Source organism: Thioalkalivibrio versutus, assembly GCF_001999325.1.
Lineage (GTDB): Bacteria > Pseudomonadota > Gammaproteobacteria > Ectothiorhodospirales > Ectothiorhodospiraceae > Thioalkalivibrio > Thioalkalivibrio versutus.
In genome coordinates this window covers 1-23,586 of record NZ_MVAR01000039.1, presented here as the reverse complement: position 1 = coordinate 23,586, position 23,586 = coordinate 1, and the positions used below count along the sequence as shown (strand labels likewise).

Genomic DNA, 23,586 nt, shown 5'->3' with positions numbered 1-23,586 from the left:
AACGGTTCCTGACAAGGGGGATGGATGGCGTGGCGGTTCATCCGCCGTCTCGCCATCGCCCCATTGTCCGGTCCGTTGCCGACATCACGGATCACGCCGCCCGGGCGGGCAGCAGGTCCGGCAACTCGTCCAGCCGATCGAGCACCGCGTCCGGGTGCTCGTCGCGGATATCCTTGCCGTGGTTGTACCCGTAGGTCATGCAGACGATCTGGAAGCCAGCGGCGCGGGCGGCCTTCACGTCGCTCTTGGAGTCCCCGACCATCAAAGCCTCGGACGGGTCCACGCCGAGCTTGTCGGCCGCGTGCAGCAGCGGGGCCGGATCCGGCTTCTTCTGCGGCAGGGCGTCGCCGGCGACCACGATCTCGAAGTCGTCGAGGATGCCCTTTTCGCGCAGCAGCGGCACGGTGAAGCGCTCGGCCTTGTTGGTCACGCAGCCCAGCCGGTAGCCCGCGGCCTTCAGTTGGTCCAGCCCCTCGCGCACGCCCGGATAAAGCGGCGAACGCCCGGCGGTGTTCTCCTGATAGATGCGCATGAACACGGGCAGCGCATGTGCGAACTGCTCCGCGTCCGGCTCGCCGTCGAGGTCGTTGACCAGCGCGCGCTGGACCAACCGCTCCACGCCGTTGCCGACCCAGTTGCGCACGGCCGGCTCGCCGCGTTCGGGCAGGCCCAGCTCGCGCATCATCGCATCCACGCTAAAGGCCAAGTCCGGCACGCTGTCAATCAGCGTGCCGTCCAGGTCGATCAGGATCATGCGGGGGCGTTTCAGGGACATCCCGGTCTCCGGTAACCGTCGATTCAGGCCTTGGCCAGCTCGTCGCGCATCTGCTGGATGATGCTGTCGTAGCGGTTCGGGTCGGTGTCGCTGCCGGCGCCGAAGATCGCGGACCCGGCCACAAAGGTATCGGCACCGGCGGCCTTGATCTCGCGGATATTGTCGGCCTTCACACCACCATCGATCTCGAGGCGGATATCACGCCCGGAGTCGTCGATCATCTTGCGCGCGGCGCGCAGCTTGTCCAGCGTATTCGGGATGAACTTCTGGCCACCAAAGCCCGGGTTCACCGACATCAGCAGGATCATGTCGACCTTGTCCATCACGTATTCGAGATAGGACAGCGGGGTTGCCGGATTGAACACCAGCCCGGCCTTGCAGCCCTCGGCGTGGATCAGCTGCAGGGTGCGGTCGATGTGATCGGAGGCCTCCGGATGGAAGGTGATGTAACTGGCACCGGCCTGGGCGAAGTCCGGGATGATGCGATCCACCGGCTTGACCATCAGGTGCACGTCGATCGGCGCGGTCACGCCGTGCTTGCGCAGGGCATCGCAGACCAGCGGACCGATCGTCAGGTTGGGCACATAGTGGTTGTCCATCACGTCGAAGTGCACGGTGTCGGCACCGGCGGCCAGGACGTTGTCGACTTCCTCGCCCAGGCGGGCGAAGTCGGCGGAGAGGATGGACGGAGCGATGAAATCGGGTTGTGCCATGGAAAGCCTCGCAGGGATCGCTGGTGAAGCAGGGCCGACCGTCGACCGTGCTCTCGGAATCGCCGAACTTTACCGGATGCCGGGATGCCAGGCAAAAGCCAGTGGTCGCAGCGGGCGGCACTCCAACGCAAACGGGCCGGGGAAACCCCCGGCCCGTTTGCTGCCTTCTCTTGCCTCTACCAAGGCGCCCGGATCAGTTGAACTCGGTCGCGATGTAGTTGGACAGGTTGGCGATGTCGTCGTCGCTCAGGCCCTGGGCCTGCGGACGCATCAGCGCAGTATGATCACCGACTTCCTCGCCGGCGCGATAGCGCTCCAGCAGACTGGCCACGGTGTCCGCATCCTTGCCGGCCAAGGCCGGGAAGATCGCCTGCCCCTTGCCCTGGGCACCGTGACAGCTGGCACAGGTGTTCTGGTACTTGGACTGCCCCGCCTGGATATCGGCGGCCTGGGCCGCACTGGACAGCATCAGGACACTGCCGGCAATACCGGCCAGCACGAACAGCTTGGTTTTCATTATTGTAGTCTCCTCGCTCAAGTTCCCGGGCGGGGTCGTCGCCCCGTCTTGATGCAAACGTTAGCAGGGCTTTCCTGAATGGTGCATTAACATAGAACCAAACAGGGACATAGCCACAGGCCGCTCCATGGAGCCATTCGATCGGTCGGAGAACGCGGGCCGGAGCCTTCCTAGCGTCCGTGGATGTAGCGCTCGTCCGACCAGGTCGCCAGCCACTCGGGACGCACCATGACCAGGCCGGTAATCACGATCCCGTTGATCACCGCCTCGGGCAGCACCAGCAGGGCCAGGTAGCGCAGGTAGTCGCGATGGATATCCGCCCAGGCGAGCTCGGTGAACAACCCGTAGATCGCCGCCGAGGCCAGCACGGTGGCAACCACCGAAAGCGCCCCGCCGAGGAAACCGACCGCGTAGAGGTAGATGAACATGTGCGCGGGCAGACGCGCCTCGGACAGCCGCAGCAGGCCCCAGGTGACCGCGACCGGCAGAATACCCGCCAGCAGCACCGTCAACGGGAAGGCGGCTAGCGGGAGCACGCCGAACAGGCCGAGGATCGCCACCACCAGGAAGACCATCAGGATCGCCAGCTGCCAACCGAACATCAGGGTCACGGTGGCCATGCCCAGAAAATGCAGGGCCAGCCCATCCAGGGCCTGCGCCCGCATGCTCCAGATCAGCAGCAGGCACAGCGTGGCGATCACGAACAGCTGGGCGCGGCCGGGCACGAAGAAGGTCTCCCAGGGCATGCGCCGCAGCATCACCAGCATGCCGCCACCCAGCAGCACGGCGGACAGCACCCGGAGCGCAACCGGCAGTTCGCCCGCCCCCTCGACCATGCTCAGTCGGGCTCGCGCACCGCGGCCGCGACAGTGTACTCGCGGCCCTGCTTGACCTTGTCGTAGTTGCCGAACACTTCCTTGAACCCCTTCTCGATGAACCGCCGCAACCCGGTAATGGTTACGACATAGATGCGTCCACCCGGGTTCATCTGCTCGTGGGCGTCCAGCAGGTAGGTGTAGAGCATCTCGCGCCCCACCTTGGCCGGCAGGTTCGAGGTGACCAGATCGAAACGCCGGTCACGGATCTGCGCGAAGCCGTTACTGGTCACGCAGTCCACATTGGTGATGCCGTTCAGCTCGGCGTTACGCCGGCTGTACTCCACCGCCAGGAAGTTGGTGTCCACCAGCGTGCAGTGTCCCTGCGGCGCCTTGCGCGCCAGCGTCAGGCCGATCGGGCCATAGCCACAGCCCAGATCCAGGCAGGCATCGGTTGGCTCCACCTCGATGCGCTCCAGCAACATCCGCGTGCCATCGTCGATGCGGCGCGGCGAGAACAGACCCCAGGTCGTGCGGAACCGCAGGTGTTCTCCGGCCAGCGTGTCCTCGAACTCCAGGTCGCGCTTCAGCTCCGCCTGACGGGTACGCCGCGCCTGGATCGTGGGGAAGCCCTCCTTCATGCCACCCCTCCGTCCGCAGTCCGCTCCACAGCCTCGGCCAGACCCTGCCACAGGGCCTCGGCGGTGGAGGCCGCGGCGCCGGCGTCGTCCTCGCCCGGCAGACCGAGCACGTTGACGTGCCCCATCTTGCGGCCGGACCGGGCCTCGGCCTTGCCATACAGATGCAGCCGCGCGCGGCCGGCAGCCAGCACGCCCTGCCAGTCGGGTTCCGCTGCGGCGGGCCACAGGTCACCCAGCAGGTTGACCATCGCCACCGGCGTGGTCAGCAAGGCCGGGGCCAGCCCCAGCCCGCAGACTGCGCGCACCTGTTGTTCGAACTGGCTGATGGTGCAGGCATCCTGGGTGTAGTGCCCGGAGTTATGCGGACGCGGCGCGATCTCGTTGACCAGCAATTCACCCTCCACCGTGAGGAAGAACTCCACCGCCAGCAACCCCTGGTAGTCGAGCTGCTCGGCAATGTGCCGCGCGATCGCCGTGGCGCGTTCGCGCGGCTCGTCGCCGACTCGGGCCGGCACCCGCGTCAGGTGCAGGATGCCCTCGTGATGGGTGTTTTCCGCCACCGGAAAGGCCTCGTTCGCGCCGTCCGCGGTTCGCGCCACCAGCACCGAGAGCTCGCGCTCCAGCTCGACCTGGGCCTCCAGCACGCAGTCCACCAGCCCCAGCTCGGCATGCGCCGCGGGCAACTCGCCGGCCTGCGCCAGCCGGACCTGGCCCTTGCCGTCATAACCCAGGCGCGCGGTCTTCAGGATCGCGGGGAACGTCGGCCCCCCCGCGTCCGCTCGCACTTCGGGCGTCTGGCCGGCCAGGACCGCCTGCCAGGGGGCTACCGCCACATCGATCTCGCCGAGGAAGGCCTTCTCCTCCAGGCGATCCTGGGCAATGCTCAGGGCGCGCGGCCCCGGGCGCAGACAGGCGCGGGCATCCAGCCACTCCACGGCCGGGCGCGGGATGTTCTCGAACTCGGTGGTAATGACCGCGCAGGCCCCGGCCAGGGCCTGCAGCGCATCGGGGTCGTCGAAGGCCTGGCACAGGTGCCGCGCCGCCACTCGCCCGGCCGGGCTCGCCGGGTCCGGGTCCAGGACCCATACGGGATAGCCCATACCCTGTGCGGCCTCCACGAAATAGCGGCCGAGCTGCCCGCCACCGAGCAGCCCGAGGGTCGCAGGGGGCTGGATCATGACGGGTCCGGTGGCAGGGTCTGCCCCAGCACGGCCTGACTCTGGGACTGGCGAAAGGCATCCAGACGCTCACGCAGATCGAGATCGTGGTTCGCCAGCATCGCGGCGGCGAACAAGGCGGCGTTCGCCGCGCCCGCCTCGCCGATCGCGAAGGTCGCCACGGGGATGCCGCGCGGCATCTGCACGATGGACAGCAGCGAGTCCTGCCCCTTCAGGTGGCGCGAGGCGACCGGCACGCCGAGCACCGGAACCGGGGTCTTGGAGGCCAGCATCCCCGGCAGGTGCGCCGCCCCCCCGGCCCCGGCGATGATCGCCTGGAGGCCCCGCTCGCGTGCCTGCTCGGCGTACTCGAAAAGCAGATCCGGTGTTCGGTGAGCCGACACCACCCGGGCCTCGAACGGGATCCCGAGTTCGTCCAGCACATCCACCGCCCGCTCCATGGTCGCCCAGTCGGAGGTGCTCCCCATCACGACGCCCACGCGAGGCGCCGCCGAATTGCCTGCCATCTCAGTCATGGCCCGAACGATAGCGACCCCGGCCCCACCCGACAAGCCATGCGCACCACGAAGCGCTCCCGGACGCGCAGAAAAGCCCGGTCAAGGAGCGATCCACAGGGAGACCCAAAGGCCGGAAGGGCTCACTGGTGAGAGCGAAGCGGGGGGCGTGAATGGCCGGTGGATAAGGCTCGACGCGCCCATGCGCTTGCTGCCGATCGTCGCGTCTCCTTGTGGATCGCTTTTCTTCGTGTCTTCGTCCGCTTCGTGGTGCGCAAGGCCCGCGCCCGGTAGAATCGCGGCATGACTGACACCCTGCTTGAAAGCCAACTCCCCGACCTGGAACTCGTGCATCGCGGCAAGGTACGCGATCTCTATGCGGTGGACGCCGACCACTGGCTGATGGTCACCACCGACCGCCTGTCCGCCTTTGACGTGATCCTGCCCACGGCCGTGCCCGAGAAGGGCCGAGTGCTGACGGAGATCACGCAGTTCTGGATGCACAAGGTGGAGCGCGAGCTGGGCATCCCCAACCAGTTGACCGATATCCCACTGGAACAGGTGATTCCGGACCCGGCCGTTCGCGCCCCGCTGGAAGGACGCAGCCTGGTGATCCGCCGGCTCGAGGCCCTGCCGGTGGAGGCAGTGGTACGCGGCTACCTGATCGGCTCTGGCTGGAAGGACTACCAGGCCAGCGGCGCGGTCTGCGGCATCCCGCTCCCGGCCGGCCTGGAGCTCGCCTCGAAGCTCCCCGAGGCGATCTTCACCCCCAGCACCAAGGCCGACGTCGGCGACCACGACGCCAATATCGACTTTGATGCCGTGGTGGCGACCATCGGCGAGGACCGGGCGCGGCAGGTGCGCGATGCGGCACTCTCGATCTACGCGATGGCCCGCGACTACGCCGCCGAGCGCGGCATCATCATCGCCGACACCAAGTTCGAGTTCGGCGTCGATGCCGCCGGCACCCTGCATCTGATCGACGAGGTCCTGACCCCGGACTCCTCGCGCTTCTGGCCGGCCGACCGCTACGCGCCAGGCACCAGCCCGGAGTCCTTCGACAAGCAATACGTACGCGACTACCTGGAGACCCTGGACTGGGACAAGCAGCCGCCCAGCCCCGAGCTGCCCACGGAAGTGGTGGCACAGACCGCGGCGCGCTATCGCGAGGCCCTGGAGCGCCTGACCCGCGACGCATGAGCCCGACACAGACAGGAGCGCCCCCGCAGGGCCTGTTCGTCACCGGCACCGACACCGGCGTCGGCAAGACCTTCGTCAGCTGCGCGCTGCTGGAACTCTGGCGGGATCGTGGGCTGCGGCCGCAACCGCGCAAGCCGGTGGAATCCGGCTGCCCGCCGGGCCCCGATGGGCTGTGGCCCGAGGACGGGATGAACCTGACCCACGCGGCGGGCCTTCCGGACGCCGCCATCGAGCAGGTCACGCCCTGGCGCTTCCCCGATGCCATCGCCCCGGACCAGGCCGCCGCGAACCAGGGCGTGCGCCTGACGATCGCGGAGCTGGCCGCGGCCTGCGCAGCCGACGGCACGGGCCCGCGGCTAGTGGAGGGTGCGGGGGGCTTCTACTCGCCGCTGTGTACCGATGGGCTGAACGCGGACCTCGCCGAGGCCCTCGGGCTGCCGGTCCTGCTAGTGGCGGAGGACCGCCTGGGCACACTGAACACCTGCCTGTTGACCCTGGAGGCCCTGGAACGACGCGGCCTGCAACTGGCCGGGATCGTGCTCAACCGGCGCCGGGAGGATGCCGACCCGCGCCTCGACAATGCGGCCGCGCTGCGTTCACGCACGAGCGCCCCGATCATCGAGTCAGCCGAAGGCATCACCCGCGCGGCGCTGGTTCAGAAGCTCTCCACCTCGAAGTTGTCCGGGCGCACGCCGCCGGAGGACTCGCGCCCCTGACCACGGGACTCGGAGGCCGCAGGGGCTTCCTCTTCGTCAACCCGGAACCCGGCCAGGGTCTCGCGTAGGGCACGGGTCCCTTCACGGTCGACGCGGCGGCTCTCGATGATATGCACCGGGCGCTGGGACTCGCCGTAGTACGCCTCGTTGAAGTCGTCGCGCACGGTCATGCGCGAGCCGGACAAGCTCATGCCCAGGTAGGCACCCCGCGCCCGCGAGTAGGACAGGAAGTCGGCCGTCGGGGTGGCGCTCCGGCCCGCACCCACCGGACCGGCAGCCACCGAGGCATCGCCCCCCAGGCGGATGGCGGACCCGAACATCGAGTCCACCGCATCCTGGGTGCGCGCGACCATCACCACCTCGGCGGCATCACCACCGAACTGCATGCCGAAGCTGACCGAACCGAGGGAGTAGAACGCCACCGGCGAATAATCGCCGCGCTCGTCGTCCCAGGCAAGGAACACGCCGATGCCGCCGGAGCCTCCGATCAGGAAGGCCCCGCGAGCCACGCGCGGGAAGATCACCACGCCGCGGGCGTCGCGCAGGTCCTCTTTAAGGGACTCGTACTCGGGGTGGGTCGCCATGTTCTCCACCGTCGCCTGGGCGCGATCGATGATGTCCTGCGGATCGATCTCGCGGCTGAACGGGTTCGCGTGAGCGCTCCCCACTATGGCGGCAAACACCAGCGTCGTCAGGCAGAAAAGGATCAGTCGTTGCATCGTGGAAACCTCCAGAAAGGCCAAGGGAGACGCGGCCGCGCGAATGCGTCGGCGTCTCCCTAACGAATACATTCATCATGGCACAAAAAAAGGGGGCCGAAGCCCCCTTTTTCGTGCTGCAACCCGCAGGATCAGTTGACCTTGGGATCCAGCTCGCCGGACAGGTAGCGCTTGACCATGTCGTCCAGGGAGATCGGCTTGATCTTGGACGCCATGCCGGCGCAACCGAAGGCCTCGTAACGGGCCTGGCAGAGGTCCTTCATTGCGGCGGTCGAGGCCTTCAGGAACTTGCGCGGATCGAATTCCTTCGGGTTCTCGGCCAGGAACTTGCGCACCGCACCGGTGGAGGCCATGCGCAGGTCGGTATCGATGTTGACCTTGCGCACGCCGTGCTTGATGCCTTCCTGGATCTCTTCGACCGGCACGCCGTAGGTCTCGCCCATATCGCCGCCGTACTTGTTGATGATCTGCAGCCACTCCTGCGGAACGGAGGAGGAGCCGTGCATGACCAGATGGGTATCCGGGATGCGGGCGTGGATCTCCTTCACGCGCTGGATGGCCAGGATGTCACCGGTCGGCGGACGGGTGAACTTGTAGGCGCCGTGGGAGGTACCGATGGCGATCGCCAGGGCATCGCACTTGGTGTTCTTCACGAAGTCGGCGGCTTCGTCCGGGTCGGTCAGCAGCTGGTCGTGGGACAGCTGGCCCTCGGCACCGGAACCGTCTTCCTCGCCGGCCATGCCGGTTTCCAGGGATCCCAGGCAGCCCAGCTCGCCTTCCACGGACACGCCACAGGCGTGGGCGATCTCGGAGACCTTGGCGGTCACGTCACGGTTGTAGTCGTACGAGGCCGGGGTCTTCATGTCAGGCATCAGGGAGCCGTCCATCATCACCGAGCTGAAGCCGGACTGGATGGAGCGCAGGCAGACTGCCGGCTCGGAGCCGTGATCCTGGTGCAGCACAACCGGGATGTCCGGGTACTGCTCGATGGCGGCGATGATGTTGTGGCGCAGGAAGGGCTCGCCGGCGTACTTGCGGGCACCGGCGGAGGCCTGAATGATCACCGGGGAGTCGACCGCAGCGGCCGCTTCCATGATCGAATGGACCTGTTCCATGTTGTTGGCGTTGTACGCCGGCATGCCATAGCCATGTTCGGCGGCATGGTCCAGAAGCTGGCGAAGTGAGATTAGAGCCATGGATTCCTCCTTACGGGATTCGGACTGAGGTAGTGAAAAAGTCGATTAATCTGGTTGGCGACTGCGGGCGGTGCGCGGTTCAGGCCAGTTCGCCGACGCGCACGATCTTCATGGCGTTGGTGCCGCCATGCTCGCCCTGCAGGTCGCCCTTGGTAATGATGACCAACTCGCCATCCTGCACGACGCCCTCGCCCTTGAGCAAGTTCACCGCCTCACGGTTCACGCTTTCGTGGCTCTCGGGGATCGGCTTCAGAGTCACCGGATAGACGCCGCGATAAAGCGTCATGCGGCGGCTGGTGGATTCGTGCTGGGTGAGCGCGTAGATCGGGATGCCCGAGCTGATGCGCGACATCCACAGCGCCGTGGAACCGGACTCGGTCAGCGCGGCGATCGCGGAGACATCGAGATGGTTGGCGGTGTACATGGTGGCCATCGCGATGGCCTCGTCGACCCGGCCGAAGGTCGAATCCATGCGATGGTCCGACTGGCGTGCGGCGCGCTGGCGCTCGGCAGCCTCGCAGATCCGGTCCATGCTGGTGACCACGCGCGCAGGATAACGCCCGGTCGCGGTCTCGCCAGAGAGCATCACCGCATCCGTGCCGTCCAGCACCGCGTTCGCCACGTCGAATACCTCGGCGCGGGTCGGGATCGGATTCGTGATCATGGTCTCCATCATCTGGGTCGCAGTGATGACCAGACGATTGAGGCTGCGCGCGCGCGTGATCAGGGTCTTCTGCACCCCCGGGAGCTCGGCGTCACCGATCTCCACGCCCAGATCGCCGCGGGCGATCATGATGACCTCCGAGGCGGCGATAATCTCGTCGATCACCTCCAGGGCCTCGGAGCGCTCGATCTTGGCGCAGATCCCGGCCTCCCAGCCGGCATCCTTCAACAGGCCCCGCGCCAGGTGCAGGTCCTGGGCGGAACGCGGGAACGAGACGGCCAGGTAGTCCACCTGCAGCTCGGCCGCCAGGCGGATATCGTCGCGGTCCTTGTCCGTAATCGCGGGCGCAGACAGGCCACCGCCCTGGCGGTTGATGCCCTTGTTGTTGGACAGCTCGCCGCCGACTTCGACCGTGGTCTCGATCCGGCTGCCATTGACCGCCGTGACCTTGAGCACGATACGACCGTCATCCAGCAGCAGGATGTCGTCCGTGCGCACGTCGTCCGGGAGGTCCTTGTAGGTCAGGCCGACCTGGGTGGCATCGCCCGCGTCGCGATCCAGTTCGGCATCCAGCGCGAAGGGCGCCCCCTCTTCCAGCTGCACCTTGCCCTGCTGGAAGCGGTCGATGCGGATTTTGGGGCCCTGCAGGTCGCCCAGAACACCGACGCAACGGCCGGCGCGCTCGGAGGCGGCCCGCAGGCGCGCCAGGCGCTGGCGGTGGTCATCCGGATCGCCATGCGAGAAGTTCAACCGGACCACATCCACACCGGCCCGGATGATGGCCTCCATGCCCTCGTCGCTGTCCGTTGCCGGCCCCAGCGTGGCTACGATCTTGGTACGTCTCATCCGCGCGTGTCTCCGTCAGCGGGGAAGGACAAGGGCCTCAGCCCTTGGCCCGTTCTTCCAGGATGGCGACGGCCGGCAGGGTCTTGCCCTCGAGGAACTCGAGGAAGGCGCCGCCGCCGGTGGAGATGTAGCTGATGCGATCCGCCAGGTTGTACTTGTCGATCGCGGCCAGGGTGTCGCCACCCCCGGCGATGGAGAACGCATTGCTCTCGGCGATCGCCTCGCCCAGGGCCTTGGTGCCGCCGGCGAACTGATCGAACTCGAACACGCCCACCGGGCCGTTCCAGACGATGGTGCCGGCATTGCGCAGGGCCTCGGCATAGGTAGCCGCGGTCTCGGGGCCCACATCGAAGATCATGTCGTCGTCCGCAACGGCGTCTACGGCCTTGGTCTCGGCCGGGGTGGATTCGGAGAACTCCTTGCCCACGGTCACGTCGGTCGGGACCGGGATCTCGCCGCCCTTGGCGCGGGCGGCCTCCATCAGGCGCTTGGACTCATCGACCAGATCCGCCTCGTACAGCGACTTGCCGACACCATGGCCCTGGGCCGCGATAAAGGTGTTGGCGATGCCGCCACCGACGATCAGCTGATCGACAACCTTGGACAGCGACTCCAGCACGGTCAGCTTGGTCGAGACCTTGGACCCACCGACGATCGCCACCAGCGGGCGCTTCGGGGTTTCCAGGGCCTGACCCAGAGCCTCCAGCTCCTTGGCCAGCAACGGGCCGGCGCAGGCCTGCGGGGCGAATTTGGCCACGCCATGAGTGGAGGCCTGGGCGCGGTGGGCGGTACCGAAGGCGTCCATCACGAACACGTCGCACAGCGCCGCATACTTCTTGGCCAGTGCCTCGTCGTCCTTCTTCTCGCCGGCGTTGAAGCGCACGTTCTCGAGCAGGATCACCTCGCCCGGCTTGGCATCCACGCCATCGAGGTAGTCTCGCACCAGGCGCACTTCGCGCCCGAGCAGGCCACCCATATGCTCGGCGACCGGGGCCAGAGAGTCCTCCTCGGAGAACTCTCCCTCGGTCGGGCGGCCCAGATGCGACATCAGCATCACGGCCGCACCGGCATCCAGGGCCTTCTGCACGGTCTCGAGGCTCGCGCGGATACGGGCGTCGGAGGTGACCTTGCCGCCCTTCACCGGGACGTTGAGATCCTGACGCACCAGCACACGGCGACCCTGCAGGTCGAGATCGGTCATCTTGATGACAGACATGGGAGTACCTCTCGAAATACGGTTGGAAAGAGAAAAGGCTTCGGGCGAGCCCCCGCAGGGACTGGCCCCAGGCCTCTTGGACCCAGGCAATGCAAATGGCCGGACCCCGAGGGGCCCGGCCATCCGGCCTTACTTGGCGACGTGCTCCACCATGCGCAGCATGTTGCAGGTGTAGCCGTACTCGTTGTCGTACCAGGCGACGACCTTCACGAAGGTCGGGTCCAGCTGGATGCCGGCACCGGCGTCAAACACGGACGGGGCGGTGTAGCCGCGGAAGTCGGTGGAGACCACCAGGTCTTCGGTGTAGCCCAGCACGCCCTTCAGCTCGCCCTCGGAGGCCTTCTTCATGGCCGCGCAGACGTCGTCGTAGTTGGCGTCGCTGTTGAGCTCCACGGTGAGGTCGACCACCGACACGTCGGAGGTCGGCACGCGGAAGGCCATGCCGGTCAGCTTGCCGTTCAGGTCCGGCAGCACCTTGCCCACGGCCTTGGCGGCACCGGTGGAGGACGGGATGATGTTCTCCAGGATGCCGCGGCCCCCACGCCAGTCCTTCATGGACGGGCCATCGACGGTCTTCTGGGTCGCCGTGGCGGCGTGCACGGTGGTCATCAGACCACGCTTGATGCCGAACTTGTCGTTCAGCACCTTGGCCACCGGGGCCAGGGCGTTGGTGGTGCAGGACGCGGCCGAGACCATGTTCTGGCCGGCGTACTCACCATGGTTCACGCCAAAGACGAACATCGGGGTGTCGTCCTTGGACGGCGCGGACATCACGACCTTCTTGGCGCCGGCGTCCAGATGCTTCTGGGCGGTCTCGGCGGTCAGGAACAGACCGGTGGATTCGATCACGATGTCGGCATTGATATCGCCCCACTTCAGCGCGGCCGGATCCTTCTCGGCGGTCAGGCGGATACGGTTACCGTTCACCACCAGGTCGTTACCGTCGACGCTGACGTCGCCTTCGAAGCGGCCATGGACGGAGTCATAACGCAGCATGTAAGCCAGGTATTCCGGATCCAGCAGGTCGTTGATGCCGACCACCTGGAGGTTCGGGAAATCCTTGGCGATGGCACGGAAAGCCATGCGGCCGATACGACCGAAACCGTTGATACCAACCTTGATAGACATGAGAGTCTCCTCTTTATTGCTTAAGCGAAATCGATTCGGGCTCAGCCGTTCATCACGTCACGTGCGACCTGGGCGATGTTCTCCGGCTTGAAACCGAAGTAATCGAGCAGGGCACCACCCGGGGCGGATTCGCCGAAGCGATCCAGGCCAAACACCGCGCCGTCGAGGCCGGTGAACTTGTGCCAGGTCGTGGTCGCGCCGGCCTCGATGGCGACACGGGCGCGCACAGCCTTCGGCAGCACGGCCTCGCGGTAGGCCGGATCCTGCTGGTCGAACAGCTCGACACAGGGCATGGAGACCACGCGGACCTTCTTGCCCTCGCCGCTCAGCACGTCGGCGGCCTGCACGGCCAGTTCAATCTCGGAACCGGTGGCGATGAAGATCAGGTCCGGGGTGCCGTCGCAATCCTTCAGCACGTAACCGCCGCGGGCGATGTTGGCGAGCTGCTCGCCGTCACGCTCCATGTGCGGCAGACCCTGACGCGACAGGATGAACGCGGACGGGCCGTCGGTACGCTCGATGCCGGCCTTCCAAGCCACCGCGGTCTCGACCGCGTCGCAGGGGCGCCAGACGTTCAGGTTCGGGATCAGACGCAGGCTCGGGGTCTGTTCGATGGGCTGGTGGGTCGGGCCGTCTTCGCCGAGACCGATGGAATCATGGGTCAGCACGTACATCACGCGCTGCTTCATCAGCGCGGACATGCGGATGCCGTTGCGGGCATAGTCGGAGAAGATCAGGAAGGTGCCGCCGTACGGGATGAATCCGCCGTGCAGGGCGATGCCGTTCATAATCGCGGCCATACCGAATTCGCGCACACCGTAGAACACATAGTTACCGGCGGCGTCGTCACGGGTAACGCCCTTGGACCCGCCATACATGGTCAGGTTGGAGCCGGCCAGGTCGGCGGAACCGCCCAGCAGTTCCGGAACGGCCGGGGCCATGCCGGCGATCGCGTTCTGCGAGGCCTTGCGCGAGGCGACCTTCTCGGCCTTCTCGATGGTCTGCTTGATATAGGCGTTGGCCTTCTCGCTCCAGTCGGCCGGCAGATCACCGGCAATCCGGCGCTCGAACTCGGCGGCCAGTTCCGGATGGGCGGCCTTGTAGGCGGCGAAGCGTTCCTTCCACTCGGTCTCGGCCTTGGCACCCTTGTCCTTCGCGCTCCAGCCCTCGTAGATGTCGCCCGGGATCTCGAACGGGCCGTGCTCCCAGCCCAGTTCCTTGCGGGTCAGGGCGACCTCGTCGTCGCCCAGGGCGGCGCCGTGACACTCTTCCTTGCCGCACTTGTTCGGGGAACCGAAGCCGATCACGGTCTTGCAGCAGATCAGGCTCGGCTTGTCGCTGTTCTGGCGCGCCTCTTCGATCGCGGCCTTGACCGCGTTGGCGTCGTGGCCATCCACGCCGCGCACGACGTGCCAGCCATAGGCCTCGAAGCGGGCCGGGGTATCGTCGGTGAACCAGCCCTCGACCTCGCCGTCGATGGAGATGCCGTTGTCATCCCAGAACGCGACCAGCTTGCCCAGGCCCAGGGTACCGGCCAGCGCGCAGGTCTCGTGGGAGATCCCTTCCATCATGCAGCCGTCGCCAAGGAAGGCGTAGGTGTTGTGGTCGACGATGTCGTGACCGGGCTGGTTGAAGTGGGCGGCCATCATCTTCTCGGCCAGCGCCATGCCGACCGCGTTGGAGATGCCCTGGCCGAGCGGACCGGTGGTGGTCTCGACACCGGCGGTGTAGCCGTATTCCGGATGCCCCGGGGTCTGCGAGTGCAGCTGACGGAACTGCTTGATCTCGTCCATCGGCAGGTCGTAGCCGCTCAGATGCAGCAGCGAGTAGACCAGCATGGAGCCGTGACCGTTGGACATCACGAAGCGGTCGCGATCCGGCCAGCTCGGGTTCGCCGGGTTGTGCTGCATGTAGTCGTTCCACAGCACCTCGGCGATGTCCGCCATCCCCATCGGCGCTCCCGGGTGACCGGAATTGGCCTTCTGGACTGCGTCCATCGAAAGGGCGCGGATGGCGTTGGCAAGCTCTCTACGGGTCGGCATGCTGATCTCCTGCTCTAAGTAGTATTGGGTTCGGCTGATGGCGGGCGGCGGCGCGAGGCGCCAGCGGCGGCAGACCCGGACGAGTCGACCGAACGAGGGCTCACCAGTACCGGCCGGCGCGCCAGCGCACGGCGGTGGCCCGAGCAGCCTGCGGGAGCGGGCCCTTACTCGGCCACGCGAACGCGCGGCGGGCAGCACTCCCCATCAAAGGCGGTGCATTTTGGCCACTTTCGGGCACCGGGGCAAGTCGGCCCCAAACCGCGCCACGCTGCGCCCTCGCCGCCGGCCGGGGCACCGATGCCCTGACTATCGCGGGGGAGGGGCTTAGAAAAATCCTGCGAGTCGCGTTACACTAGAGGTCGTTTTGCGCAAAACTAAATCGAAACGACCCCAAAAGGAACGCTTAATGTCCAACGACTATATCTTTACTTCGGAATCTGTCTCTGCCGGTCACCCCGACAAAATGGCCGACCTGGTGTCCGACACCATCGTCGACGCCATCATCGAGCAGGACCCGCATGCACGTATCGCCTGCGAGACCGCCACCAAGACCGGCATGGTCATGCTGCTGGGCGAGATCACCACTGGCGCGCAGATCGACTACGAGCGCCTGGTGCGCGACACCGTCGTCGAGATCGGCTACAACGATTCGGACGTCGGCTTCGACGGCAAGACCTGCGCCGTGCTGAACGTGCTGGGCGAGCAGTCCCAGGACATCGCCATGGGCGTGGACCGCGACGTCTCCGACCGCGCCACCCAGGGCGCTGGCGACCAAGGCCTGATGTTCGGCTACGCCGCCCGCGAGACCGATACCCTGATGCCCGCCCCGATCTTCTACGCCCACAAGATGGTGCGCATCCAGTCCGAACTGATGAAGAGCGGCAAGCTGCCGTGGCTGCGTCCGGACGCCAAGAGCCAGGTCTCCCTGCGCTATGAAAATGGCAAGCCGGCCGGTCTGGACGCCGTGGTCCTGTCGACCCAGCACAGCCCGGACATCTCGCAGAAGGATCTGAAGGAAGCGATCTACGAAGAGATCTTCAAGAAGGTCCTGCCGGCTGAATGGCTGAGCCAGGTCGCCGACGACAAGCTCCACATCAACCCGACCGGTAAGTTCGAGATTGGCGGCCCGGTGGGCGACGCGGGCCTGACCGGCCGCAAGATCATCGTCGACACCTACGGCGGCATGGCCCGTCACGGTGGTGGCGCGTTCTCCGGCAAGGACCCGTCCAAGGTGGACCGTTCCGCAGCCTACGCCGGTCGCTACGTGGCCAAGAACATCGTTGCCGCCGGCCTGGCCGAGAAGTGCGAGATCCAGGTCTCCTACGCCATCGGCGTGGCCGAGCCGACCTCGATCACGATCGACACCTTCGGCACCGGCAAGCTGGACGATCGCAAGATCGAAGGCTTCGTGCGCGAAGTGTTTGATCTCCGCCCGTGGGGCCTGATCCAGATGATGGATCTGCTGCGTCCGATCTACAAGGCGACCGCCGCCTACGGTCACTTCGGCCGCGAAGATGTCGACCTCCCCTGGGAGCGCACCGACAAGGCTGAGGAACTCAAGAAGATGGCGGGCCTCTAAGAGTCCCCGACACTTCTTAGAAGAAATACCCATCCGGCTGAGGAGCGCTGCAGCGGTTTTACCGTCAGGCTCAGCCGGATGCACCCTGAAACATGAACACGGCGCTCATCCAGATAAACGGAGAAGTTGATCCATGAATGCTGTGATGAACGACAAAAAGAACACCGATTACGTCGTCAAGGACATTAACCTTGCCGAATTCGGCCGCAAGGAAATTGCGATTGCCGAGACCGAAATGCCCGGTCTGGTCCAGACTCGCGAAGAGTACGCGGCCTCCAAGCCGCTGAAGGGCGCCAAGATTGCCGGCTCCCTGCACATGACCATCCAGACCGCGGTGCTGATCCAGACCCTGGAAGCCCTGGGTGCCGACGTGCGCTGGGCCTCCTGCAATATCTACTCCACCCAGGACCACGCCGCGGCCGCAATTGCCGACGCCGGCACCCCGGTCTTCGCCGTGAAGGGCGAGACCCTGGAAGAGTACTGGGACTACTGCCACCGCATCTTCGAATTCGACGGCGGCGCCAACATGATCCTGGACGATGGCGGTGACGCCACGCTGCTCCTGCACATCGGCGCCAAGGCCGAGAAGGACCAGTCGGTCATCTCCAATCCGGAGAACGAAGAAGAAGTCGCCCTGTTTGCCGCGATCAAGGATCGCCTGGCCAAGCAGCCGACCTGGTACTCCGAGCAGCTCGCCAAGATCAAGGGCGTGACCGAAGAGACCACCACCGGTGTGCATCGCCTGTACCAGATGGCGAAGGACGGCGAACTGGCCTTCCCGGCGATCAACGTCAATGACTCGGTCACCAAGTCCAAGTTCGACAACCTGTACGGCTGCCGCGAGTCCACCGTGGACTCCATCAAGCGCGCCACCGACGTCATGATCGCCGGCAAGATCGCCGTGGTCTGTGGCTACGGTGACGTCGGCAAGGGTGCCGCCCAGTCGCTGGCCGGCCTCGGTGCCACCGTGTGGGTCACCGAAATCGACCCGATCTGCGCCCTGCAAGCCGCGATGGAAGGTTTCCGCGTGGTCACGATGGAAGACGCGGCCGACAAGGCCGAGATCTTTATCACCGCGACCGGTAACAAGGACGTGATCACCGAAGATCACATGACCCGCATGAAGAACCAGGCCATCGTCTGCAACATCGGTCACTTCGACTCCGAGATCGCCGTGGCCGCGATGCGCAAGTACGAGTGGGACAACATCAAGCCGCAGGTTGACCACATCATCCTGCCGAATGGCAACCGGATCATCATGCTGGCCGAAGGCCGCCTGGTGAACCTGGGCTGCGGTACCGGCCATCCGAGCTTCGTGATGTCCAACTCCTTCACCAACCAGACCCTGGCTCAGATCGAGCTGTGGACCAAGGGTGACCAGTACGACAAGAACGTCTTCGTGCTGCCGAAGCACCTGGACGAGAAGGTCGCACAGCTGCACCTGTTCAAGCTGGGCGCCAACCTGACCCGTCTTACCGACGATCAGGCGAAGTACCTGGGTATGTCGGCGGATGGCCCGTTCAAGCCGGAACACTACCGCTACTGATCGGCCAGCCTCACATTTCAATTCGTTGGTAATGTGAACGCCGAGGCGGGCCGCATGTTCGTGCGGTCCGCCTTCTTTTTGTCTGGAGGACAAACATGTCTGCACAAGAACGCGTCTACAGCGTTGAATTTTTCCCGCCCAAGGACGAGGCCGGAGCCGAACGCCTGGCCAAGGCCCGCAAGCGTCTGGGCGCACTGAAGCCCGAGTTCTATTCCGTCACCTTCGGCGCCGGGGGATCCACCCGCGACCGCACCCTGGAGACGGTCCGGGACATCATCGACAACGATGGCATCCCCGCCGCCCCGCACGTCTCCTGCATTTCGTCGACCAAGGACGAGCTGCGGGACCTGCTGTCGACCTACCGCGATTCCGGGGTCAAGCGCATTGTGGCGCTGCGCGGCGACCTGCCGTCCGGCACCAAGCATTCCGGCGGTGATTTCCGTTATGCCTCCGAGCTGGTGGAGTTCGTCCGCGCCGAGTTCGGCGACCAGTTCAAGATCGAGGTCGCGGCCTATCCGGAGTTCCATCCGCAGGCACCGAATGCCGAGAAGGACCTGGAGAACTTCAAGACCAAGGTGGATGCGGGCGCCGACGCCGCGATCACCCAGTACTTCTACAATCCGGACGCCTACGTGGCCTTCATGGAACGGGTGGAGAAGATGGGCATCACGATCCCGATCATTGCCGGGATCATGCCGATCACCAACTACACCCAGATCGTGCGCTTCTCCGAGATGTGCGGCGCCGAGATCCCACGCTACATCCGCAAGCGGATGGAGGCCTATGGCGACGACAAGGAATCGATCCGCAAATTCGGCATCGAGGTCGCCACGCGTCTGACCGACGACCTGCTCGCGCACGGCGCGCCGGGGATCCACTTCTATTCGATGAACCAGGCCGGACCGACCGAACAGATCTGGAAGGCCCTGGACCTCGACAACCGGAAGTAGCCCGACATGCGCTGCCCCCGGCTGCTGCTCGAATCCGAGGCACTGGCCGCGGGGCAGTCGCTCCCCGCCCCACAGGACCGGCTGCATTACGCCACCACCGTCCTGCGTCTGAAAAGCGGTGCCCCCTGCCGCGTCTTCGACGGCCTCGGCAACGAATTCGACGCGACCCTCGAACTCACCGACCGACGCCACGGCACCTTCCATCTGGGCGAACGTGCCGCCGCCCCGACCCATCCCGCGTTTCCGATCCACCTGCTGCAGGGTGTGGCCCGTGGCGACCATATGGACCTGGCCATTCAGAAGGCCGTGGAGCTCGGCGTACAGTCCATCCGCCCGGTGCTGTGCGAACGCTCGCGTTCGGCTGCCGCCCACAAGGGACTGGAGAAGCGCCAGCGGCACTGGCAGGGCATCCTGCAGGCCGCTGTGGAGCAATGCGGCCGCAATGAACTGCCGGCGCTACATGAACCGGCCCCGCCCGAGGCGGCGCTGGCGGAATACCCGGACAGCCTGGGCCTGCTCGCCGACGAAGGCGCGCCCGGGCTGGATGAGCGCCTTGTCGCCCAGGCGCACCCGCCCGGCGCAGTGGCGCTGTATATCGGACCGGAAGGGGGGCTAACGCCTGCGGAGCGCGAGCAGGCCCGGGCAGGCGGATTTCTGGGCGTCGGCATGGGCCCGCGGACCCTGCGCACCGAGACGGCCGCGATAGCCCTGATCACCCTGGTACAGGCGCGTCTCGGGGACCTTCGAGGCTAGTCACAACAGGCGGGAACCGCCCCGGTGTTTCCCGTCTGGGGGTCGCCGCCGCACTAATCAGGCTGGCTGCGTCTCCGCAAGCTCGAGCAGACGTTGCTCGAGGGTATCCAGCCGAAGCAAGTGAGTCGTCACGCCCGAGGCCTTCACCCGCCAGGACCACGGAGTGGCGTCGACGTCCTCCAGCGCGTAGATATTCTGCGCGGTGATCTGCACCGGATGCGGCGTACCGCGAACCTCCAGGGCATAAAACGGCAGGTGATCCGGCTGCATCACCGCCTGCATCACCAGAAGCCGGGTGAACCGCCGGCGATCCTCGCCGCTGTCGCGGCCCGGATCCAGCAACTGGTTCACGTTGATCACCGGCACCTGCACGTCCTGCCAGATCAGGCTGGGCTGCAGCCACGGGACATCCGGATGCTCGGATTCCTGCTGGACGGCCCCGGCGCGAGTGGTCACCTCGAGAAAGGCGCTGCGCGGGAGCAGGATGGAGCCGCTATCCAGCTGAACGATCACCGCCTCGACGGCTTGGCCCTGTGCTTCCTCGCTCATGCCGGCATCCCTTCGAGTTGCTCGCGGATCGCGTTCAGCAGGTCATTCTCCAGATACGGTTTCCCGAGATAACCGTTGACCCCGAGACGGTTGGCTCGCTCGCGGTGCTTGGTCCCGCTGCGCGAGGTGATCATGATGATGGGCACCCGCCCGAAGTCCGGATGATCGCGCACGTGGGCGGCGAACTCGAAGCCGTCCATGCGCGGCATCTCCACGTCCAGCAGGATCAGCTGCGGGCGCCGCTCGTCCAGCAGGCCCACCGCATCGAGGCCATCGCGGGCCGTGACCACGTCGTAGCCGTGGCGCGTCAGCAGGCGCGCGGTGACCTTGCGAATGGTAATCGAGTCATCCACCACCATGATCCGTTTCGCGCTCGCCGTCTCGACAACAGCCTGCGGCGCCTCCGCCAGGGACGCCGTCGCGGAGGCAAACCGCACCAACATGCTCAGATCAAGAATCAGCATGACCGAACCATCGCCCTGGAGGGTGGCACCGGCCACACCCGGGATACGACTGAGGACCGGGCCCACCGACTTCACCACAACCTCCTGACTACCCAGCAGACCGTCAATGCGCAACGCGATACGCTGATCATCGGCGCGCACGAGCAACAACGGGAACGGATGATCCGGCAAGTGTTCGACGCCCGCCTGACTCTCCACACCCATCAAGTCACCGAGCCCGCGCACTGCGTAGTCCTGACCGATGTAGTTGTAGATTGCCTCGTCGTCCCGGCGATCGATCTCCTCCGCACGCGCGCGAACCACGCCCTCCACCGAGGCCATCGGGACGGCAAAGGTTTCTTCGCCCACCTGCACCAGCAAGGCCTGCGAGATCGCCAGGGTGAACGGCAGGCGCATGGTGAAACGCGAGCCCTTGCCCGGCGTCGACTGGATCTCCAGCGTGCCGCCCAGCTGTTTCACGTCGCTGTTCACCACGTCCAGGCCAACGCCGCGCCCCGCCACCTGCGAGACCTCGGCGGCGGTGGAGAAACCGGACTGCAGGATGAGCTGCAGGGCCTGGGCATCCGTGACCTCGGCATCCGCCGCAATGAGCCCGCGCTCCACCGCGCGCGCCCGGATCGCCTCGGCATCGATGCCCCGACCGTCATCCGTGACCTGCAACCGGATCTCGCTCCCGGACTGCTCCAGACTGACATCGATCTGGCCCTGCGCCGGCTTGTGTGCCTGTTCCCGTTCGGCAGCGCCTTCGATGCCGTGCGCAATGGCATTGCGCAGCAGGTGCTCCAACGGCGACACCAGGCGTTCCAGCAGGGCACGGTCCAGCTCGGCCCCCTGGCCAGTGAACTCGACGCGGACCTGTTTGCCCAGGTCCTCGCCCGCCTGGCGTACCACCCGCCGTAGCCGCGGCGCCATACGCGCGAAACGCACCATGCGCTGACGCATCAACTGGTCCTGCAGATCGGTCCCCACGCGCCGCTGTTGCAGAAGGATGCCCCCGGCATTCTGCAACTCGTCACCGACTTCCTGCTTCAGAGCCTCGAGGTCACTGACACTCTCGGCGAGCGCACGGGACAGCTGCTGGATGCCGGAATAGCGGTCCATTTCCAGCGGATCGAAGTCGAGGGCGTCCTCGCCACTCTCCTCCTCCACCCGGAACAGGATCTGGGTCTCGGTTTCGATCTCGAGCTTGCGCAGCTGGTCGCGCAGACGTGCGATGGTGCGCTCCAGTTCGTCGACCTGGCTCTCGACCCGCCCAACCGTCTGTTCGAAGCGGCGATGGAAGGTCGCCAGCTCGCCGGCATTGTTCACCAGGCTGTCGAGGACCTCGGCATCCATGCGCACCTGGTCCTGGATCCGCCGCCCCTCGGTCTCCGGCGTCTCGTGGCTGCGCCGGTCCGTCTCCGCTCGGGCCTCCTCGGCCTCCAGATCCCTCCCGGAGGTGGCTTCGGCTTCGGAGTCGTCGCTCTCAAACGTATCCGCCTCGGGCTCCGCGTCGGTCGATTCGGCGTCCGCTTCACCCCCGGCCCAGGCGCGCAGCGCGGGCAGCGATTCGCTGGCCGATTCGTCCATCTGCCAGGCCCCGACCCCGCGCTCGACCAGGCGCTGTACGTCGCTCAAGGCCCGCTCGGTAAGCTGGAAGAAGCCGTCGCGCGGCTCCAGACCGGTCTCGGTCTCCACGCTCAACGCACTTTCCAGGGCGTGCGCAATGGCTCCGACCACGGTGAAACCGGCCATGCGGGCGCTGCCCTTCAGGGTGTGCACTTCGCGCTGGAAGGCATTCTGATCGGGCCCGGGGCGCCCCCCAGTCTCGCGCCAGCCATTCAGGGCCGTGAACGCAGACTCGAGGATATCGCGCGCCTCCTCGATGAAGACCTCGGCAAACTCCCAGTCGATCTCCGGTTCCGGTGCCGACTCTGCGGCCGACTCGGCGACATCGAGGTCGTCGAAGTCGGGCGACGCTTCCTCGCTGGCATCATCTTCAGTCCGCAGCAGCTGTTCCGCGGTCGCATTATCCAGCAGGGCATAGACCTCGGGGGCCCAGGGCGGCGGGTCCAGGACCTTGAGTGGGTCCGGTGCCTCGTCGCCGACTGCATCGGCCACATACGTCTCCAGCTGCCGCAGCAACTCGATGGCCTGCGGTGGCAGTGCCCATTCCATGTCGCGATGGATCCGGATCAGCCGTTCGAACGGTCCGCACACCGAATAAATGCCACGGATATCGGCCGTCCGGGCGCTGCCGTTCAGGGTATGCAGCGCCCGCTCGAGGTCATGGTTCGGAACCCGGTCCGGGCGCCACTGGGACTCGTCCAGCCAGCCACGCAGCGCGAGCAGATGGACCTGCGCCTCGGCGGCAAACACCTGCCACAGCTGGGGATCCGTGTCCATGCGAGCGGCCATGGGCTCGGACGGAAGTTCCGGCTCTTCAGCCTCGGCCTCTCCGTCTACAGGACCCTCGAGGGCACCCTCCTCGACGGCGCCGGAATCCTCCCCGACCTCGGCCGCAACATCCGGGGCCATCGTGTCGCCCTCGGTCAGCGCCTCTTCGGTCACCTCGAAGGCATCGGCGGGAAGCTCCAGGGCGTCGAGATCCAGCGGTTCAGCAGACCGCTCAGCCGCCGACGGCTCTTCCGTCTCCCACGGCGAATCCAGGGTTCCGCCGTGCTCGGACTCGGCGGATTCCGTTTTGTCGGTCGCCGCTGCAAGGGCATCCGGCGGCAGATCGGGCACAAAGGCGCCCGGCTCCTGCAGGAGCTCGTCGGCCGCCGCGTCTTGGTCGGGGGCCGCCGTCTCGGCGCCTGCGAGCGAATCCGGTGCGTCCAGTTCGTCGAGGGTACGCGCCAGGGCCTCGAACTCCGCGTCCGCACCCGGCGGCGCAGCGCGCACAG

Annotated in this window: 21 protein-coding genes and 1 riboswitch; of the genes, 6 read left to right on the top strand and 15 right to left on the bottom strand. The window is 66.2% G+C overall.

The genetic code is table 11. The features are described 5' to 3' along the window. Positions 1-91 precede the first annotated feature (91 nt). The 7 genes from B0684_RS12680 to purE form a co-directional block, all read right to left on the bottom strand. On the bottom strand, positions 92-775 hold the full coding sequence (locus tag B0684_RS12680; protein WP_018168956.1) for a phosphoglycolate phosphatase: 684 nt from the start codon (positions 773-775) through the stop codon (positions 92-94). Positions 776-798: 23 nt separating this feature from the next. Then, positions 799-1,488 carry a ribulose-phosphate 3-epimerase gene (gene rpe / locus B0684_RS12675; protein ID WP_018145151.1) on the bottom strand — a complete coding sequence of 230 codons (690 nt, stop codon included), beginning with the start codon at positions 1,486-1,488 and terminating at the stop codon, positions 799-801. A 193-nt stretch (positions 1,489-1,681) separates the two neighbouring features. After that, the gene (locus B0684_RS12670; RefSeq protein WP_018145150.1) at positions 1,682-2,005 is read right to left on the bottom strand and encodes a c-type cytochrome; all 324 of its coding nucleotides are present in this window, start codon (positions 2,003-2,005) and stop codon (positions 1,682-1,684) included. 170 nt (positions 2,006-2,175) lie between these two features. Next, positions 2,176-2,841: an energy-coupling factor ABC transporter permease gene (locus B0684_RS12665; RefSeq protein ID WP_018168955.1), complete on the bottom strand. Its 666-nt coding sequence runs from the start codon at positions 2,839-2,841 to the stop codon at positions 2,176-2,178. 2 nt (positions 2,842-2,843) lie between these two features. Beyond that, complete coding sequence (locus tag B0684_RS12660; protein WP_018168954.1) at positions 2,844-3,461, bottom strand: class I SAM-dependent methyltransferase; 618 nt, start codon at positions 3,459-3,461, stop codon at positions 2,844-2,846. Then, entirely contained in the window at positions 3,458-4,639 is a 1,182-nt protein-coding gene (locus tag B0684_RS12655) for a 5-(carboxyamino)imidazole ribonucleotide synthase (protein ID WP_018168953.1), read from the bottom strand. The genes B0684_RS12660 and B0684_RS12655 overlap by 4 nt, the downstream gene beginning before the upstream one ends. After that, entirely contained in the window at positions 4,636-5,145 is a 510-nt protein-coding gene (gene purE / locus B0684_RS12650; RefSeq protein ID WP_018649625.1) for a 5-(carboxyamino)imidazole ribonucleotide mutase, read from the bottom strand. The genes B0684_RS12655 and purE overlap by 4 nt, the downstream gene beginning before the upstream one ends. Positions 5,146-5,436: 291 nt before the next feature. Between purE and B0684_RS12640 the strand changes: the two genes are divergently transcribed. Both B0684_RS12640 and bioD read left to right on the top strand, forming a co-directional pair. Then, complete coding sequence (locus B0684_RS12640; RefSeq protein ID WP_018649624.1) at positions 5,437-6,333, top strand: phosphoribosylaminoimidazolesuccinocarboxamide synthase; 897 nt, start codon at positions 5,437-5,439, stop codon at positions 6,331-6,333. Then, positions 6,330-7,049: a dethiobiotin synthase gene (gene bioD / locus B0684_RS12635; RefSeq protein ID WP_018649623.1), complete on the top strand. Its 720-nt coding sequence runs from the start codon at positions 6,330-6,332 to the stop codon at positions 7,047-7,049. The genes B0684_RS12640 and bioD overlap by 4 nt, the downstream gene beginning before the upstream one ends. On the opposite strand, the gene B0684_RS12630 is transcribed toward bioD, so the two are convergent. The 6 genes from B0684_RS12630 to tkt all read right to left on the bottom strand — a co-directional run bounded on the left by B0684_RS12630 (position 6,989) and on the right by tkt (position 14,860). Then, positions 6,989-7,768, bottom strand: coding sequence for a lipid-binding SYLF domain-containing protein (locus B0684_RS12630; protein ID WP_018168949.1), 780 nt, complete (start codon positions 7,766-7,768; stop codon positions 6,989-6,991). The genes bioD and B0684_RS12630 overlap by 61 nt on opposite strands. Before the next feature lie 131 nt (positions 7,769-7,899). Further along, complete coding sequence (gene fba / locus B0684_RS12625; protein ID WP_018145142.1) at positions 7,900-8,964, bottom strand: class II fructose-bisphosphate aldolase; 1,065 nt, start codon at positions 8,962-8,964, stop codon at positions 7,900-7,902. A 79-nt stretch (positions 8,965-9,043) separates the two neighbouring features. Further along, positions 9,044-10,474 (bottom strand): pyruvate kinase, encoded by a 1,431-nt coding sequence (gene pyk / locus B0684_RS12620; RefSeq protein ID WP_018168948.1) that lies wholly within the window; start codon positions 10,472-10,474, stop codon positions 9,044-9,046. 37 nt (positions 10,475-10,511) lie between these two features. Continuing rightward, positions 10,512-11,690 carry a phosphoglycerate kinase gene (locus B0684_RS12615; RefSeq protein ID WP_018145140.1) on the bottom strand — a complete coding sequence of 393 codons (1,179 nt, stop codon included), beginning with the start codon at positions 11,688-11,690 and terminating at the stop codon, positions 10,512-10,514. 129 nt (positions 11,691-11,819) lie between these two features. After that, positions 11,820-12,818 (bottom strand): type I glyceraldehyde-3-phosphate dehydrogenase, encoded by a 999-nt coding sequence (gap, locus tag B0684_RS12610; protein ID WP_018175655.1) that lies wholly within the window; start codon positions 12,816-12,818, stop codon positions 11,820-11,822. A gap of 41 nt (positions 12,819-12,859) precedes the next feature. After that, positions 12,860-14,860, bottom strand: coding sequence for a transketolase (gene tkt / locus B0684_RS12605; protein ID WP_026304740.1), 2,001 nt, complete (start codon positions 14,858-14,860; stop codon positions 12,860-12,862). Between the two features lie 406 nt (positions 14,861-15,266). On the opposite strand from tkt, the gene metK reads away from it, so the two are divergent. The 4 genes from metK to B0684_RS12585 all read left to right on the top strand — a co-directional run bounded on the left by metK (position 15,267) and on the right by B0684_RS12585 (position 19,688). Continuing rightward, positions 15,267-16,439 carry a methionine adenosyltransferase gene (metK, locus tag B0684_RS12600; RefSeq protein ID WP_018145137.1) on the top strand — a complete coding sequence of 391 codons (1,173 nt, stop codon included), beginning with the start codon at positions 15,267-15,269 and terminating at the stop codon, positions 16,437-16,439. 33 nt (positions 16,440-16,472) lie between these two features. Continuing rightward, positions 16,473-16,553: riboswitch (S-adenosyl-L-homocysteine riboswitch) on the top strand. 19 nt (positions 16,554-16,572) lie between these two features. Next, entirely contained in the window at positions 16,573-17,985 is a 1,413-nt protein-coding gene (gene ahcY / locus B0684_RS12595; RefSeq protein WP_018175657.1) for an adenosylhomocysteinase, read from the top strand. A gap of 95 nt (positions 17,986-18,080) precedes the next feature. Next, complete coding sequence (gene metF, locus B0684_RS12590) at positions 18,081-18,935, top strand: methylenetetrahydrofolate reductase [NAD(P)H] (protein WP_018175658.1); 855 nt, start codon at positions 18,081-18,083, stop codon at positions 18,933-18,935. Positions 18,936-18,941: 6 nt separating this feature from the next. Then, positions 18,942-19,688, top strand: coding sequence for a 16S rRNA (uracil(1498)-N(3))-methyltransferase (locus B0684_RS12585; protein ID WP_018175659.1), 747 nt, complete (start codon positions 18,942-18,944; stop codon positions 19,686-19,688). 57 nt (positions 19,689-19,745) lie between these two features. Here the strand turns inward: B0684_RS12585 and B0684_RS12580 are convergent, their stop codons facing one another. Together B0684_RS12580 and B0684_RS12575 are read right to left on the bottom strand one after the other, a co-directional pair. After that, positions 19,746-20,237 (bottom strand): hypothetical protein, encoded by a 492-nt coding sequence (locus B0684_RS12580; RefSeq protein ID WP_018175660.1) that lies wholly within the window; start codon positions 20,235-20,237, stop codon positions 19,746-19,748. Continuing rightward, the coding region (locus tag B0684_RS12575) for a hybrid sensor histidine kinase/response regulator (protein ID WP_143592467.1) at positions 20,234-23,586 on the bottom strand (3,353 nt) is incomplete at its 5' end. The genes B0684_RS12575 and B0684_RS12580, both read right to left, overlap by 4 nt.